This is a genomic window from Chitinophaga sp. (assembly GCF_039596455.1).
Taxonomy (GTDB): Bacteria; Bacteroidota; Bacteroidia; order Chitinophagales; family Chitinophagaceae; genus Chitinophaga.
This window is the reverse complement of sequence record NZ_JBCNJR010000001.1, coordinates 316,312-332,610: the sequence shown is the minus strand read 5'-3', so window position 1 is coordinate 332,610 and position 16,299 is coordinate 316,312. Positions and strand designations below refer to the sequence as shown.

Sequence of the window (16,299 nt, the reverse complement as noted above, 5' to 3'; positions counted from 1 at the left end):
GTATATTTGTTACAGCCTAAAACTAACTGGATATGGAAGAACGCAAACCTAAAATATTGCTGGCGGAAGATGATACCAACCTCGGCATGGTGCTGAAGAATTACCTGGAGCTGAATGACTATGACGTAGAACTCTGCCGGGACGGCATTCTGGCGCTGGCCGCCTTCCGCCGTGACAAATTCGACATCTGCCTGCTGGACATCATGATGCCCAATATGGACGGTTTTAAGCTGGCCGAAGAGATCCGGGACGTAGACCCTGACATCCCGCTGTTTTTCCTCTCCGCCAAAACCATGAAGGAAGACATCATCCAGGGGTATAAGCTGGGTGCGGACGATTATATTTCCAAACCGTTTGACAGCGAGCTGCTGCTGCTGAAAATAAAGGCCATCCTGAAACGCAACCAGGAGTTGAACAGCAAGGAAGAAGAGCAGTTCGAGTTCAAGGTAGGGCAATACGCCTTCAACTCCCGCCTGCGCACGCTTACCAAGGGCGGTGAGGCCACGCACACGCTTTCCCCGAAAGAGAACGAGTTGCTGCATATGCTCTGCGAGCATAAAAACGACCTGCTGCCCAGGGAAGTGGCGCTGAAAAAGATCTGGGGCAGCGATACCTATTTTAACGGCCGCAGCATGGACGTATATATCGCCAAATTGCGCAAATACCTGAAAGATGACCCGAACATAGAGATCGTGAACATTCACGGCAACGGGTTCAGACTGGTGGTGAAGGAATAGACGAAACGGCCTGAAAGGGCAATTATCATAAAAAAGCGGGCGCAACCATGATTGCGCCCGCTTTGCTTTAGAACAGTAGCTGCCCGCCTCCTTTATTCGGCGTTTTACCCAGGTGGGTGTAGGCTTTTTCCGTTACCTCCCGCCCGCGGGGGGTACGTTTGATAAAACCTTCCTGTATCAGGAACGGCTCATATACTTCTTCCAGGGTGCCCGGCTCTTCGCCTACGGCGGTGGCAATAGTGGTAATGCCTACGGGGCCGCCTTTAAAGTTTTCTATGATCACGTTGAGAATGCGGTTATCCATTTCATCAAGGCCGTACTCGTCTACGCTCAGGGCACGCAGGCTGTGTTGCGCAATGCCCATGTCTATTACGCCGTTGCCTATTACCTGCGCAAAGTCACGCACCCGGCGCAGCAGGCCGTTGGCAATACGCGGGGTGCCGCGGGAGCGGCGGGCAATTTCCATGGCAGCATCTGAGGTGATCTTGGTGCCCAGCAAACCTGCTGCCCGCCAGAGAATTTTCTGCAGGGTGGTTGCACTATAGTATTCCAGCCTTGACTTGATGCCGAAGCGGCTGAGCAAGGGGGCTGTGAGCAGGCCTGAGCGGGTGGTAGCCCCTATCAGCGTAAAAGGGTGCAGGTTGATCTGCACGGAGCGAGCGCTGGGGCCGGAGTCTATCATAATGTCTATACGGTAGTCTTCCATGGCGGAATACAGGTATTCTTCCACCACGGTGCTCAACCGGTGAATTTCATCTACGAACAGCACGTCTTTTTCTTCCAGGTTGGTGAGCAGGCCGGCCAGGTCTCCGGGTTTTTCAATAACCGGACCGGAGGTTTCGCGGATGTTCACGCCCAGCTCATTGGCCACAATGCGGGAAAGTGTGGTTTTGCCAAGGCCGGGAGGGCCGTGAAAAAGAATGTGGTCAAGCGCTTCACCGCGCAGCTTGGCCGCCTGTATAAAGATCTTCAGGTTCTCGATGATCTGCTCCTGGCCGGAGAAGTCCATGATCTCCTTCGGCCGGATGCTGTTCTCAAACTCCTTCTCCGCGGCACTCAGCCGGTTCTCATCTGGTCTTATGTGTGAATTAGACATGGGCGCTCCTTTCAACTTCAAATGTATTATTTTTAACCAAATTGTTGTGAATATGAAATTATACGCATTGGGCGCGTGCTGCCTGCTGCTGGCCGCCTGGCAACCCGTAAAGGCCCAGGCCATCAGCGAGCAGGAGGTGAGCCGCATTATTCATGTGCTGGCGGCAGACAGTATGGAGGGCCGTGCTACTTACTCGGCCGGTATTGAAAAGGCGTCGCTTTTTATTGAGAACGAGTTTAAAAAAGCCGGCCTGGAACCTTTGCCCGGCCTGAAAGATTACCGGCAGGCCTTTGCCACGGTAGGCCGCCGGGTACGCCCGCTGGATTCGGTTTCCCAGGAGGAGAACCCGAAATTCCTGCATAATGTGGTGGGCATGATACGGGGCAGCAGCCGGCCGGAGGAGTACGTGATCTTCTCGGGGCACTATGACCACATCGGCATTCAGCAACCGGAGGCGGAAGACAGCATTGCCAACGGCGCGGACGATGATGCTTCCGGCATCACCGCGGTGATATTGCTGGCCAATTATTTTAAACAGCATCCCCCAGCGCGGAGCGTTATTTTCGCCGCATTCACGGCAGAGGAAATAGGCGGTTTCGGCTCCCGCTACTTTTCGCAGCAGCTGGCCCCGGAAAAGATCATTGCCATGTTCAACATTGAAATGATAGGCAAGGAATCGAAGTTTGGCCGCAACAGCGCTTTCATTACCGGTTATGAACGGTCAGACTTTGGCGCCATTCTGCAAAAGAACCTGGAAAGCAGCACCTTCCGTTTCCATCCGGACCCTTACCCGGAGCAGAAGCTGTTCTACCGTTCAGACAACGCCACCCTGGCCCGATTGGGCGTACCGGCGCATACCATTTCCACTACGCAGATAGATAAAGACACGCTCTACCATAGTGTGAATGATGAGGTGGAAAGCCTTGACATGAAAAATATTGCCGACATTATTGAGGCCATTGCCCTGAGCGCCAAAAGCATTGTGGGCGGGGAAGATGCGCCTGCACGCATTGCTATGGAAGAGAAGCGGTAGCTTTTGGCAGTACGTTCATTCCACAAAAAAACAGGGGGCGCTTTTACCGGCGCCCCCCTGTTTTTTATAACAATTTCTTTGCTCAGGGATAAGTCAGCTCCGCCAGTACCGCAAAGTGGTCTGAGGCAAACAATCCTTTCCAGGATTCCGAAATGGTGGCATGTTTGGTTACGCCCCATTTGCCTTTCAGGAAAATATAGTCAATGGGCTCGGTGCCTGTTTCATGCGCCCTGAAGCCGTTAAAGGTGCCGGTAGGCCCATAATGCGGTGTTTTGCTGATGCTTTTGGCATCTGTGAGGCGTTGCGCATCTTGCGGGTTAACGATCACCTGTATGGGCTCGTCTCCGGGCGTAGCGTTAAAATCTCCGGTGATCACAGCGGGAACTTTGCCGGCTATTTCACTCACCTTTTTCAGCAGCAGCTTTGCGCTTTCGCGGCGGGCCACTTTTCCGATGTGGTCAAAATGCGTATTGAAGTGATAAAATTCCTTCTTCGTTTTTTTGTCCCGGAAGCGGCCATAAGTCACAATACGGGGCAGGTTGGCATCCCAACCTTTGCTGCCTACCGTTTCCGGCGTTTCACTCAGCCAGAAGGTACGCTGGTCAAGCAGTGTAAGCCGTTCGGCATCGTAGAAAATGGCGGAGAATTCACCTTTTTTAGCGCCGTCGTCCCGGCCTGCGCCAATGAATTTATACCCGGCCAGGCGCTGCGCCAGGTCGTCCATCTGGCCGGAAAGCGCCTCCTGTACACCCACTACCTGCGGGTGGTAAAACAGTATCTGGGACGCTACTTTCTCTATGCGGTGAGGCCAGGCATTGGCGCTGTCTCGCGGGGTGTTGTAGCGGATATTGAAGGTCATCACCTTCAGGCTGTTGTCTTGCGCAAGGGCGGTAACGGAGCCAAGAAAGAAGAGCAGTAGTGCAAATGTGATGTTTTTCATAACGGGCAAGTTAGAATATTTTCCTGTTTGCTCATAGCGGCGGTGCGGTAATATAGATGGCCTGAACGCATGAACGGGGCTGACAGCGCAGCCCCGTTCATGTTATCTTTTTGTTACAAGGATTTCATGATCTCCTGCACAGCTCTTTCCAGCTGGGGGTCTTTATCTTCCAGCCGGTCTGTGAACGTGGTTTTCACGTAAATATCCGGCGCCACGCCTTCTTTTTCGAGGTTTTTGCCGTCAAGCGTGTAGCAGCCCCAGGAGGGCAGGCGGTAGAAAGAGCCGTCTACCAGCCCCTTGCCGGAGGTGAAAATGATCCAGCGGTAGGTTTCCGTACCTATGACCTTGCCCAGTTTCAGGGCCTTGAAGCCGGCGGTGGTCATTTCGGCATCGCTGAGAGACTGTTCATTGATGAGCAGCACAATGGGTTTGCCGGCAGGGGCAAAGTTGGGCTGGGGAGACAGTTTGCCGCCGCGGTATTGCCATTGCAGGTAGGGGCGCTGGGAGAGGAAACGCAGCACCTCGTCATGCACATTGCCGCCGGTGTTGTAACGGAGGTCAAGTATAAGCCCGTCTTTACTGCCTATTTTGGCGGCCATGTCTATCAGGAATTTCTCCAGCTCGCCGCTGCCCATGTTTTTCATGCAGGTGTAGGCAATGCGGTTGTTGCCCAGCTTGTCTACCTTCTGCTCGTTATTGCTGATCCACTCGTTGTACAACTGGTCTCCCAGCTCGTACACGTTTTGCGGGTGCAGGCGGACGTCAAATGGTTTGCCGCCGCGCTCAAACGTCAGCGTGATTTCCTTTTCTGCCTTGGGGCGTGTGAAATACTGGTCGCGGCAGGCGGAAGGGTCTACCGCTACGCCGTTCACTTTGGTCAGCACATCACCGGGGCGTACGTCTACACCCTGTTTGTCTGCATTACTGCCGGTTACGATGCGTTCAACGGTGTAAGGCTTCTGCTGCTCAAAGAGAATACCCGTTTCCATGGTATTGTAGCTGAGGCTGATCTTTTCATCTTCCCCGGAGGTATTGAAACCAAGGTGGGAAGAGTTCAGCTCGCCCAGCATGTCATTTAGCAGTACGCGCAGGTCCCCGCGGTTGTTAATGTAGGGCAGGTAACGGGCGTAATCGTCCCGAACCTTGTTCCAGTTAGTACCATGGAACTCCGTGTTGTAGAAGTTCTCTTCCACGTTGGCCCATGTTTCGTAAAATATCTGCTCAAACTCCTGGCGCAGGTTGCGGTAAAAAGGCAGGCTGATGTTGATGGCATCTATCTTGTTGGCGTCGGGGTTCAGTTTCTGGATGTTGCCGCCGGTGTTGATATAGAACTTGCCATCCACTTCCACAATGCCGGAGCCGCCCCTTTCCGTGCCGGCTATCTTGTCTGTTTTGGCTTCCTCAAAGGGCTCCGTTACCGTTTTCCAGACGGCCGTTTTGCCGTCTGCATGGTTGGAGTAATAGAATACAGTGGTCTTTTCCCCCTTTTTGGAAATGTAGGCGGGGCCGTATTGCGCACCAAAATCGGGGCCTACCTGTTCTATCCTCTTCATGAGGCCGGCGGTGTTAATGTTTACAGGTGCGGGCGCCGGTGTGGTTTTGCCGGTGTCTTTCTTCTTGTCATCTTTCTTTCCCTCCTGTTTGAACAGCTCGTCAAATTTATCTGCCCGGAAGGGATCGTCAAACTTGTCTAACGCTACGCGGTACAGCTTGGCGTTGCTCATGCCGGTGGGGTAGGAGGGTTTGGTGCGGGATGAATTGAAGTAGATGTACTTCCCGTCTGGCGACCAGTACGGGTTTGTTTCTGTAACACCCGTGTTGGTGAGGTTGATGGTGGTGTTCTTTTTCAGGTTGTGCACCATAATGTCCTGCTCAAAGTTGCGGATGGCGGTAAATGCCACATAATCCCCATCCGGCGAGAAACGCGGTTTGGCGTTCCCGAACGCCCACAGCTCATCTTTGGCAACGGTGCGGGATTCCAGCGTTTTCAGGTCTATTACGCGCACCTCATCACGGCCGCTGAGGTAAACGCCCATGGTACGGGTCTTATTGAAGCTGATATCCCGGTTGCTCCTTTTGTCTTTGGTGAGCTGGCGGGGAGTGCCTTTTCCGTCCGCGGCCACGGTGTAGAGGTTCTGGTAGCCGTTGAGCGTCTGGTTAAAGAGCAGGGTGCGGTTGTCTGGCATCCACAATACTTCCAGTGCGCGCTCTGCGGGACGGGGTATCTGGCGTACGAATTTGCCTTCTATGTCAGACACAAAAATTTCCCCGCGGGAAATAAAGGCCAGCTTTTTGCCGTCTGGCGAAACATCAAATGCGGAAATTTTATCTTTCACATCAAACCCTTGCTCCTTGGGCAATACAGGATTGCGGAATATTTTAATGGCCAGCTTTTCAGGCTTGCCGGAAGCCACATCGTACAGCCATACCTGGTAGTCTTTTTCAAACACCACCTTGCCGCCGTCTGCATTGGCAAAGGGGCGTTTGATGGAGGTGGGGAAGCTGGTGAGCGCCTTCTTCTGGCCGTTGCTGAAGGTATAGAGGTTGTATTCCCCGTTGGCCTCATCGGAGGCAAAATAGATGTTGCCCCGGCGGTCTATGGTAGTCCAGAAGTCTTTACCGCGGTAGTCTGTATAGCGCTTGTAGGCTTTGGTGGCGGGAATGTAAGATTGTATGTCAGGGTTGAAATCTCCCTTATAGCGCTTGCGGTTAGCCTGGAAGCTGCTCTCCCAGGTATCGTTGAAAAACAGCTCGCCGCTGGTGGGGTGCTCTACCAGGTTATGGGTGAGATTGAAATAGTGATTGAACACTCTCACCGGCGTGCCGCCTTCAATGTCCAGCTTATAGCTGGTGCCGTTGCCGCCGCGGGAAGAGGTGAAATAGATGCTTTTGGAATCCCAGCTCCAGGAATCCAGCTGGTCACTGGCCTCATGCATGGTAAGCTGCTTCACTTCGCCACCCTGCAGGGGCATCAGGAAAATATCCGCATTGCCGAACTGGTAGGCGGTAAATGCCAGCCACTTGCCGTCTGGCGATATCTTTGGCAGTATTTCATTGCCCTGCATGGCGGTAAGGCGCACAGCGTGCGGGTTTTGCACATCTGCTTTCCAGAGGTCTCCCTCAAAGCTGAAAACCACGGTTTTACCGTCGGGGCTCAGGGTGGGGTAGGTGGTGAAATAGGCTTCTGTGGTTTGGGCCGCGGCGGGCAGGGACAGCAATGCGCACAGCAAGCCCAGCATGAATGGTCTCATAAGGGGGATGATTTTGTTTTTCAGACGGAAATTAAGAAGGAAAAGGGGGATAAGGAAACCGTTTGTCACGAATTTATTGCCTGGCGGGGTGAAACGGGCGGGCAGCGGGATGGCGACGATATTGGGCGGAGTACCAGCCGCGGCCGGGAGGGGTATGGCGCAAATAAAACGGGGCGCATCAACCTGATACGCCCCGCCGCTTATTTTTCGTGGTCTTTTTATATCACTACATTGATCATCCTCCCTTTCACAAATATTACTTTCTTCGGGTCTTTCCCTTCCGTCCATTTCAATACCACATCATTGGCCAGCGCTATAGCGGTGGCTTCCGCTTCGGTGGCGTCCAGGGAAATGTTGATGGTGGTGCGCAGCTTGCCGTTTACAGACACCGGGTATTCCTTGACGCTTTCAGCAACATATGCTGCATTGAAGGCGGGGAAAGCCGCGTCCAGCACGGAGCCGCTGTTGCCCAGCGCTTCCCACAACTCTTCGCAGATATGCGGGGCGTAAGGCGTGAGCAGTATCACTAAAGGCTCCAGGATGGCCTTTTTGTGGCATTTCAGGTCTGTGAGGTCGTTGATGCACATCATAAAGCCGCTCACGGCCGTGTTGAAAGAAAGGCGCTCCGTATCTTCCTCAATTCTGCGGATGGTTTTATGGAGCACTTTCAGTTCGTCTGCTGTGGGGGCAACGTCTTTTACGATGAGGCCCTTCTGCTCGTCCATATACAGGCGCCAGAATTTCTTGAGGAAACGGTGTACGCCCTCTATGCCCTTGGTTTCCCAGGGTTTGCTCTGCTCTACCGGGCCCAGGAACATTTCGTACATGCGGAAGGTGTCTGCCCCGAATTTTTCTACCAGCAAGTCCGGGTTCACGGTGTTGAACTTGCTTTTGCTCATTTTTTCGGAGAGGGTGCCGCAGATGTATTTGCCGTCTTCCAGTATAAATTGTGCGGTGGCATAGTCCGGCCGCCAGTTCCTGAAAGCGTCCAGGTCCAGCTCCAGGCCGTCTACCATGTTCACGTCTACATGCAGCTCGTCTGTTTCATACTGGCTTCTCAGGCCGGCTGATACAAACTGGTTGCTGCCTCTTACGCGGTACACCAGCCTTGAGCTGCCGGTGATCATGCCCTGGTTCACCAGCTTTTTGTATGGTTCGTCAAAACCGATGTGGCCCAGGTCAAAGAGCACCTTCGTCCACAGGCGGGAGTACAGCAGGTGGCCCACTGCGTGTTCGGTACCGCCAATGTAGAGGTCTACCTGGCCCCAGTAGTCAGATACCTTCCGGTCACAGAAGGTTTCACTGTTATGCGGGTCCATATACCGGAGAAAGTACCAGCTGCTGCCGGCGTAACCGGGCATGGTGCTGGTTTCCCTGCGCAGGGCCGTACCGGGCTCAGCGGGCAGGTTCACCCATTGGGTGATGTTGGCCAGCGGGCCTTCCCCGTCTTCTCCCGGCGTATAGTGGTCTACGTGAGGCAACTCCAGCGGCAGGTCTGCGGGGGCCATAGCCTCCGGTATGCCGTTGCGGTACACAATGGGGAATGGCTCTCCCCAGTAACGCTGACGGCTGAAGCCGGCATCGCGCATTTTGTAGTTGATCTGCCTTTTGCCGATGCCCAGCGTTTCTATTTTTTCTATCACCGCTTCCATGGCCGGCTTCATTTCCATACCGGTAATGAAGTTGCTGTTGAAGAGTTTGCCTTCTTTGGTGGGGTTGGCTTCCTGGCCGTTAAAGGCGTCTCCCAGTATGTTGGTGATGGGGATGTTGAAGTGTTGGGCAAAGTTGAAGTCACGCTGGTCCCCGCAGGGAACGGCCATAATGGCGCCCGTGCCGTAGCCCGCCAGTACGTATTCGGAGATCCAGATGGGTATCTGGCGGCCGTCAAACGGGTTGATGGCGTAGGCGCCGGTGAAGCAGCCGGTGATGAGCTTCACATCTGCCATGCGCTCACGCTCGGAACGGCTCTGCACGTAATCTTTATACTCGTTCACGGCCTGCATTTGCGCATCTGTGGTGATGGCATCTACCAGCTCGTGCTCCGGCGCCACCACCATAAAATCTACCCCGAAAATAGTGTCGGGGCGGGTGGTGTACACCACCAGACTTTCCATGCTGCCGGCTATGTTGAACTTGATCTCCGCGCCCTGGCTTTTGCCTATCCAGTTGCGCTGCATGTCTTTCATGGCCTCGCTGAACTGTACCTTTTCCAGCCCTTCCAGCAGCCTGTCCGCATATTCCGTAATACGCAGGAACCACTGCCGCATTTTTTTCTTGATCACGGGGTGGCCGCCGCGCTCACTAACGCCGTTCACCACCTCATCATTGGCCAATACAGTACCCAGCGCGGGGCACCAGTTCACTTCCGCGTAGGCCAGGTAGCCCAGGCGGTATTCCATCAGTATTTCCTGCTGCTCTTCATAGCTGTAATCATTCCAGCTGTCTGCGCTGAAACGGATGCCGCGGTTGCCGGGGCACTCGTGGTGAAGGTTGCCTTCCTGCTCAAAAATGCGCACCAGGGTTTCTATGCTTTCGGCTTTGCCGGCCTGGCGGTTGTACCAGCTGCCGAAAAGCTGCAGGAAGATGTGCTGCGTCCATTTGTAATACGAAGGGTCGCTGGTGCGGATCTCCCGGCTCCAGTCGTAAGAAAACCCGATATTGTCCAGCTGGCTCCTGAAAGCTTTGATGTTCTGTTCCGTGGTAACGGCGGGGTGCTGCCCTGTTTCCAGCGCATACTGCTCCGCCGGCAGCCCGAAGGCATCGTACCCCATGGGGTGCAGCACGTTAAAGCCCTGAAGGCGTTTGAAACGGGCGTAGATGTCTGACGCTATGTAACCCAGCGGGTGGCCAACATGCAGGCCCGCCCCGGAGGGGTAGGGGAACATGTCCAGCACATAGCACTTGGGCTTCGTACTGTTGTTGCTTATCTTGTAGGCGCCGGTGTTAACCCAGTGCTGCTGCCATTTTCGCTCAATTTGCCTGAAATTGTACTCCATACCAGAATGGCCCCTTGCAGGGGGCGTTTATAGTAAATTAATTATTTATGCATCAATTTCCAACCGGTTTCCGTTGCATATAATAAAAATTGTTAAAATACCGTTTGGGATGGCAAAAGTAAACATAACTGCCAATTTTTATTATTTTCGCCTCTAAACTATAGATGAATGGCTCTATCAGGGAAATCGTCAGCAAAGAAATCAAAGCCTTCTTATATTTATTCGATCATAGGGATCACTCTCGTGCTCCTGTTGCTCGGAGTGCTCGGCCTCTTCATGATCAATGCCAAAAAACTGAGTGACTATTACAAGGAGAGTATAGAATTACAGGTGATCTTGCGGGACAATGTGAAGGAACAACAGGCTTTATTACTGAAAGACTCGCTGGCCGTTATGCCTTTTGTGCGGAAGATCCAGTATGTGTCTAAAGATATGGCGGCGGAGCGGTTCAAAAAGGAGAACCCGGAAGAAAATTTTGCCGTACTGGGCTTCAACCCCCTGTACGCCAGCATAGACATCAGCCTTTATGCCCGGTATGTGCACCCTGACAGCCTGAAGGCCATTGAGCAGAACATTGCCGGCCGCAGCACCGTGCGGGAGCTGTATTACCAGCGTACCCTGGTGAGCGAGGTGCTTGACAAGGCGAAGCAGATAGGCATGGTGATACTGGTCATCAGCGCTATCATGGCCATTGTGGTGCTCTTCCTGATAGACAACACCATTCGCCTGGCCATGTTCAGCAACCGCTTCCTGATCAAAACCATGCAGATGGTAGGCGCCACCCGCGGGTTCATTGCCAAGCCGTTTGACGTGCGCAGCATCATCAACGGGGGCATCAGCGCCCTGCTGGCCATTGCAGGCCTCATTGTGCTGATCTACTTTGCAGAGTCTGCCATGCCGGAAATAAAAAGCATGCGGGACTATGTGATGACCGGCCTGCTGTTCCTGGGGCTGATCGTAATAGGCATCGGTATTTCCCTGGTGAGCACCCACCGCTCCGTGATGAAATACCTGAAGCTGAAGCTGGATGATTTGTATTGATTAAAAGTTCATGAACAATATGTCTAAAGAAATTAAAGAAACAGAAAGCCGCAGCCTTTTCGGCAAAGGCAACTACCAGTTGATGCTGGCAGGCGTAGTGCTGATCGTGATCGGATTTTTGCTCATGATGGGCGGTGGCGGCACCGATGCTGCCCGTTTTGCGCCTGAAGAGGTCTACAGCTTCCGCCGTATTACCCTGGCCCCCATCGTAATACTGATAGGGCTGGCGGTAGAAGCATATGCCATTATGCGCAAGCCCAAACAATAACAACACCGAACAAGAGATATTAACCACGGCGATGACCACACATCATCGCTTTTCTTATTTGAATGACTCATGAGCATTATTGAAGCTATCATCATTGCTATTGTAGAAGGGCTGACAGAATTTATACCCGTATCCTCCACCGGCCACATGATCATTGCCAGCAGCCTGATGGGGATCAACAAAGATGAATTCACCAAACTCTTTGAGGTATGTATACAACTGGGCGCCATATTGGCCGTGGTGGTGCTTTACTGGAAAAAGTTCTTCAATTTCAGCCAGCCGGCCTTTTACTTCAAGCTGCTGCTGGGCGTGCTGCCGGCCCTGATACTGGGTTATCTTTTGGGGGACTATATAGACGCGCTTCTCGAAAAGCCGGAAGTGGTGGGCCTTACCCTGTTCCTGGGCGGTATTGTGCTGTTGTTCGTAGACAAATGGTTTAAAAATCCCGCTATAGATACGGATGAGAAGATGGACTATTTCAGGGCCATCCGCATCGGCTTTTTCCAGTGCCTGGCCCTCATACCGGGCGTAAGCCGCAGCGCAGCCACCATTATTGGCGGTATGCAGCAAAAGCTGACGCGCCATGCGGCCGCCGAATTCTCCTTCTTCCTGGCCGTGCCCACCATGGCCGCCGCTACGGGGTACAAGCTGCTGAAGCACCACGAGCTGCTTACCAGCTCCGCGGAAAACATCAAGTTGCTGCTGATAGGGAATGTAGTGGCCTTTATAGTGGCCATGCTGGCCATCAAGTTCTTTATTGGCGCGCTGCAGAAATACGGTTTTAAAATGTGGGGCTATTACAGGATCATTGTGGGCATCATTATTCTTGCCGCCTTTTTCATGGGGTATAAACTTGAAGCGTAATAAAAACCGCTGCCGCAAACCGCTTTACACCGCAGGCAGCAAAGACAGCTCGGAGAAGAACGCCGCCTGCAGGTCTGCAAGCCACAGGCATACACCTACCCTGATGTTTTTCGGAGAGAAACCGAACTGTTTCTTGAAAGCTTTGCTGAAATGACTGATGTGGCTGTAGCCGGTTAGCCGGGCTACTTCGCCTATTTTCTTTTTTTCGTTGATCAGGATGTCCCTGGCCCGTTCCATCCGCAATTGCTGGATGAAGCCGAATACCGTGGTGCCGAACACTTTCTTGAAATTCTTCTTGAGATAATTTTCGTTGGTGCCTACCAAATGCGCCAAAGCGGGAATGGTATATGGGTTATCCAGCCGCTGCAGGATGATTTCCCTGGCCGCATGCATTTTCTGGGCGTCAGACATTTTTATATCGCCGGGCTGCAGGAAGGTTTCCTCCGGTAAGTTCTTTTGCTGCTGCATCTGAAGGGCCATCAGCTCCAGCGTTTTGGCTTTCATATACAACCTTTTGTGCGCGGGGTCCATATTGCAATTCACGATGTCGTAAATAATGGAACGGATCTGGGGGGTAACCGGCAGGTGAAGGGCGCTGGCCAGCGCATGGGTGCCTGTTTGCCGCGCCTGTGCCAGAAAAGGATGGCCCGCAGGCAGGTGTTTCTCAAAAAACTCCCTGCTGATATTGATCTCGAAATTCTCCACTTCCTTCCCCGGCATCCATTCTACATGGACCTTGCCGGCCGGGAGCAGCAGCACATTGTATTGTAGGGAATGAAAGGCGGTAAAAGGCGTTTTTTCATCTCCATTGCGGTAAACACTGCTCCCCTGCAGCACGTAGCTGATATGCACAAAAGGCGCAGGGTATTCCACTACCATCTTTTTGGCAGACCGGAGGTGCACACGGCTGTACCACATGTAAATGCCGTCTGAAGAATGCAGCTCATGCACCACTTCCTGTTTGCCTTCATGGACCGCGCTGCTCCTGTTCTCTACAACGGTGCCCAGCTCGTTGCTTTTGGGATAATAGTAGAAATAGTCAGGGATAGAAACAGGTAAGGTGTTGCTCATACAAACAATTATATAGGATTGGCAGTAGAGGTGAACGTCGGATCGGGAAAAAGATTGATCAAATCGGGAAAAAGCGCAATTATTTTTCCTTTTCGCGTTCTGGTTTCTCCCTTATTCACCGCTGCTTTGGGGGAACTTTGCCAAAAATATTGCGAATGATAAAAAGGCTACACAGTATATGCCTGCTGCTTTTGATAGTAGAGGCAGCGCAGGCGCAGCAAGGCCCTTCAAATAATACAGACACGCTGTCTTCCATACGCAACCTGAACGAAGTGGTGGTAACGGGCGCGCTGGGCATCAAGCGTTCCGCCCGGGAACTGGGTGCGGCTGCACAGCTGGTGAGCAATGAAGAGCTGAACCAGGGAAAGGTGGTAAACCCTGTTTTCGGCCTTGCCAGCAAGGTGGCGGGGCTTCGTATCAACATGTACGACAGCAAGGTAGACCCGCAGGTAAAAATCGTAATGCGGGGCAGCCGCTCGCTCAACCGCGGGAAAAATGACCCCATTTATGTGGTAGACGGTGTGCCCGTGCCTGATATCAGCCGCCTGAACCCAAACGACATTGAAAGCATTACGGTATTGAAAGGCGCTAACGCTGCGGCATTGTATGGCTCTGAAGGAGTGAACGGGGCACTGATGATCACCACGCGCAGCGGGCAGAAAGGCCGCGCCGTTGTAAAGTTCAGTAACACCACTACCTTTTCGCAGGTATACCTGCTGCCGCCGGCGCAAACCCGGTACGGCCAGGGTACGGAAGGGGTGTATTCACCCACCATGTACGAATCCTGGGGCCCGCTGTTTGATGGCAGCACCCGTGACCTGGGTGGCGTATTGCCTGATGGTACGCAGCCCACCCAAACATATGCGGCGCCTTCGAAAGACAACCGGCTGGACCTGTTCCAGACGGGCATCACCCAGCAAAACGATCTTTCTTTTTCAGGCGGTGATGATAAAAGCACCTACTTCCTCTCCCTGCAGCATGCCGCTATCAAAGGCATCATACCGGAAGACGCAAGCCGCAGAACGGGCGCCCGTTTCAATGGCTCCCGCCGGTTTGGCAAGCTCAATACTTCCTACAACATCAATTACATCTACTTTAACCGGAATACAACGCCAGACGGGCCCTGGATCACCGCTTACCAGTTGCCTGCCAACTTTGACTACACGGGCATGAAAGACTGGCAAACCGCCAATTCGGCCGCCAACCCCCTGTATTTCTTTACAGACCAGATGAAGAACCCCTACTTCCAGATAGGTAACACCCGAGACCGGCTGGCGCAGCAAACGCTGAACGGCAAGGTGGAGCTGGACTACCAGGTAACAGATTGGTTCAAGGCTATTTACCGCCTGGGCCTCTATAGCATTTCTGAAGAAACAAGGAGCACGGCTGGCAAGTTTGAGGCGCCAGGCAGAAGGAATGTGGTAGGGTCTGTAGACGATGGCAGCCGTAACTTCCGCCGTGTGAACGGCGACCTGATACTGAGCTTTAATAAAGATTTTGGCAAGTTCAGCACGCGTCTCTTGCTGGGGCAGAACTTCCGTGCAGATTACACGAAGGTGAACGCAGTAGGAGCCGGCAACCTTACGCTGCCCGGCCTCTTTAACCCAGGTAGCCGCGTAGGAGAGCTGAACGGCAATTCCGGCATTACGGAATACCGTTCCGTAGCGGGTTATGGCGAGTTAACGGCCGGGTACAACAATTTCCTCTTTCTCACGCTTACCGGCCGTAACGATGTAGTGTCTGTGCTCAGCCCGGAAAACCGCTCTTACTTTTACCCCGGCGTAAGCGCTTCGTTTGTGTTCCACAACGTGATTCCGGCTTTGAAGCACAGCAGGGCGCTCTCCTTCGGAAAGGTGTTCGCTTCATGGAACAAAACAGGCAACGTTACGCTTGACCCCTATAACCTCAACAATGCCTACAGCCAGATAAACGGTTTCCCCTTTGGCAATATGGTGGGCTTTACGCCCAGCTCGGAATACCCCAATCCCAATATTGAGCCGGAGTTTGTAACATCTTATGAAGCGGGGGTGCAACTGAGCTTCCTGGACAACCGCCTGCACTTCGAAGGCAGCTACGCTTACTCCGACTCCAAGGGCCAGATATTCAAGGCCAATACTTCCCGTGCCATTGGCTACAACACAGCCGTGGTGAACGCCGGCCGCCTCACCAACAACGTGATAGAACTGAGCCTGAACGCAGATGTGATCAGGGATCGCGGGCGTGATATACGCTGGAACATTGGCGGTACCTTTACGCATATCAATAACCGTGTGCGTGAGCTGTATGAGGGGCTGGAGCAATTTCCCATATTCAGGCAATCTTACGCCGTAAAAGGCAGCGCCTACCCGGCCCTGCTGGTAAGTGATTACAAACGTGACCCGCAGGGCCGCGTAGTAGTGAACGCCACCACGGGAGACCCCATCCAGGCCACTGCGCAAAGCCACCTGGGCACCATGGTGCCGCCCTACCAGATGGGCTTGCATACGATGTTCAGCTATAAAGGCATCAGCCTCCGCGCGCAGTTTGACAGTCGCCTGGGTGGCTGGTTATACTCAGAAATAGCGCCCAGGATGTTTACCGCCGGCACCCACCCGTGGACGGACGACTATGACCGCAAGCCTTTTGTGTTCCCCAACTCCGTGATAGAAGTGAGCGAAGGAAAATATGAGCCCAATACCAGCAAGCTCACCTCCGGCGGCGGCAAGTCTTTCTGGCAGCAGCAGGGCAGCGTGCAATACAACACCGCCGCAAAATCTGACTTCTTCAAGCTGCGCGAGCTGGCCGTCAATTACAGCCTGCCCGTTTCCCTGCTCCGCAGGCAGCAACTGGTAAAAGATGTGAACATTGGCGTGGTGGGCACCAATCTCTTTATTATCCGCCACAAGGATAATATTTACGGAGACCCTGAGTACCTGTACAACAATACAGACGGGTACCTGAGCTTCCGCCAGGTGCCGCCTTACAGAACATACGGCTTTAACATCAACGTAACTTTCTAAACA

General features: G+C 53.2%; 11 protein-coding genes. 6 read left to right on the top strand and 5 right to left on the bottom strand.

Translation table 11 applies throughout. The features are described 5' to 3' along the window. The first annotated feature begins 32 nt into the window (after window positions 1-32). Window positions 33-737 carry a response regulator transcription factor gene (locus ABDW36_RS01250; RefSeq protein ID WP_343700064.1) on the top strand — a complete coding sequence of 235 codons (705 nt, stop codon included), beginning with the start codon at window positions 33-35 and terminating at the stop codon, window positions 735-737. A gap of 67 nt (window positions 738-804) precedes the next feature. Here the strand turns inward: ABDW36_RS01250 and ruvB are convergent, their stop codons facing one another. Beyond that, window positions 805-1,833, bottom strand: a complete 1,029-nt coding sequence (gene ruvB / locus ABDW36_RS01245) for a Holliday junction branch migration DNA helicase RuvB (protein ID WP_343701696.1) — start codon at window positions 1,831-1,833, stop codon at window positions 805-807. Window positions 1,834-1,885: 52 nt separating this feature from the next. Between ruvB and ABDW36_RS01240 the strand changes: the two genes are divergently transcribed. Further along, window positions 1,886-2,866 carry a M20/M25/M40 family metallo-hydrolase gene (locus tag ABDW36_RS01240; RefSeq protein WP_343700063.1) on the top strand — a complete coding sequence of 327 codons (981 nt, stop codon included), beginning with the start codon at window positions 1,886-1,888 and terminating at the stop codon, window positions 2,864-2,866. 82 nt (window positions 2,867-2,948) lie between these two features. On the opposite strand, the gene ABDW36_RS01235 is transcribed toward ABDW36_RS01240, so the two are convergent. The 3 genes from ABDW36_RS01235 to leuS form a co-directional block, all read right to left on the bottom strand. Beyond that, window positions 2,949-3,806: an endonuclease/exonuclease/phosphatase family protein gene (locus ABDW36_RS01235; RefSeq protein ID WP_343700062.1), complete on the bottom strand. Its 858-nt coding sequence runs from the start codon at window positions 3,804-3,806 to the stop codon at window positions 2,949-2,951. Window positions 3,807-3,919: 113 nt separating this feature from the next. Next, window positions 3,920-7,057 (bottom strand): S41 family peptidase, encoded by a 3,138-nt coding sequence (locus ABDW36_RS01230; protein WP_343700061.1) that lies wholly within the window; start codon window positions 7,055-7,057, stop codon window positions 3,920-3,922. Between the two features lie 218 nt (window positions 7,058-7,275). Then, complete coding sequence (leuS, locus tag ABDW36_RS01225; protein ID WP_343700060.1) at window positions 7,276-10,053, bottom strand: leucine--tRNA ligase; 2,778 nt, start codon at window positions 10,051-10,053, stop codon at window positions 7,276-7,278. A 243-nt stretch (window positions 10,054-10,296) separates the two neighbouring features. Here leuS and ABDW36_RS01220 point away from each other — a divergent pair, with 243 nt between their 5' ends. The 3 genes from ABDW36_RS01220 (at window position 10,297) to ABDW36_RS01210 (ending at window position 12,226) form a co-directional block, all read left to right on the top strand. Beyond that, the gene (locus ABDW36_RS01220; protein ID WP_343700059.1) at window positions 10,297-11,094 is read left to right on the top strand and encodes a permease-like cell division protein FtsX; all 798 of its coding nucleotides are present in this window, start codon (window positions 10,297-10,299) and stop codon (window positions 11,092-11,094) included. Between the two features lie 19 nt (window positions 11,095-11,113). Further along, window positions 11,114-11,362, top strand: a complete 249-nt coding sequence (locus ABDW36_RS01215; RefSeq protein ID WP_343700058.1) for a DUF3098 domain-containing protein — start codon at window positions 11,114-11,116, stop codon at window positions 11,360-11,362. 69 nt (window positions 11,363-11,431) lie between these two features. Further along, the gene (locus ABDW36_RS01210) at window positions 11,432-12,226 is read left to right on the top strand and encodes an undecaprenyl-diphosphate phosphatase (RefSeq protein ID WP_343700057.1); all 795 of its coding nucleotides are present in this window, start codon (window positions 11,432-11,434) and stop codon (window positions 12,224-12,226) included. Between the two features lie 24 nt (window positions 12,227-12,250). Here ABDW36_RS01210 and ABDW36_RS01205 read toward each other — a convergent pair whose 3' ends face one another. Beyond that, window positions 12,251-13,297 carry an AraC family transcriptional regulator gene (locus ABDW36_RS01205; RefSeq protein WP_343700056.1) on the bottom strand — a complete coding sequence of 349 codons (1,047 nt, stop codon included), beginning with the start codon at window positions 13,295-13,297 and terminating at the stop codon, window positions 12,251-12,253. Window positions 13,298-13,452: 155 nt separating this feature from the next. On the opposite strand from ABDW36_RS01205, the gene ABDW36_RS01200 reads away from it, so the two are divergent. Beyond that, the gene (locus tag ABDW36_RS01200) at window positions 13,453-16,296 is read left to right on the top strand and encodes a SusC/RagA family TonB-linked outer membrane protein (RefSeq protein WP_343700055.1); all 2,844 of its coding nucleotides are present in this window, start codon (window positions 13,453-13,455) and stop codon (window positions 16,294-16,296) included. The last annotated feature ends 3 nt before the right edge of the window (window positions 16,297-16,299 follow it).

Coding starts and splice junctions, on each gene's coding strand:
- ABDW36_RS01250 (WP_343700064.1), top strand. CDS start 33: ATGGAAGAACGCAAACCTAAAATATTGCTGGCGGAAGATGATACCAAC.
- ruvB (WP_343701696.1), bottom strand. CDS start 1,833: ATGTCTAATTCACACATAAGACCAGATGAGAACCGGCTGAGTGCCGCG.
- ABDW36_RS01240 (WP_343700063.1), top strand. CDS start 1,886: ATGAAATTATACGCATTGGGCGCGTGCTGCCTGCTGCTGGCCGCCTGG.
- ABDW36_RS01235 (WP_343700062.1), bottom strand. CDS start 3,806: ATGAAAAACATCACATTTGCACTACTGCTCTTCTTTCTTGGCTCCGTT.
- ABDW36_RS01230 (WP_343700061.1), bottom strand. CDS start 7,057: ATGAGACCATTCATGCTGGGCTTGCTGTGCGCATTGCTGTCCCTGCCC.
- leuS (WP_343700060.1), bottom strand. CDS start 10,053: ATGGAGTACAATTTCAGGCAAATTGAGCGAAAATGGCAGCAGCACTGG.
- ABDW36_RS01215 (WP_343700058.1), top strand. CDS start 11,114: ATGTCTAAAGAAATTAAAGAAACAGAAAGCCGCAGCCTTTTCGGCAAA.
- ABDW36_RS01210 (WP_343700057.1), top strand. CDS start 11,432: ATGAGCATTATTGAAGCTATCATCATTGCTATTGTAGAAGGGCTGACA.
- ABDW36_RS01205 (WP_343700056.1), bottom strand. CDS start 13,297: ATGAGCAACACCTTACCTGTTTCTATCCCTGACTATTTCTACTATTAT.
- ABDW36_RS01200 (WP_343700055.1), top strand. CDS start 13,453: ATGATAAAAAGGCTACACAGTATATGCCTGCTGCTTTTGATAGTAGAG.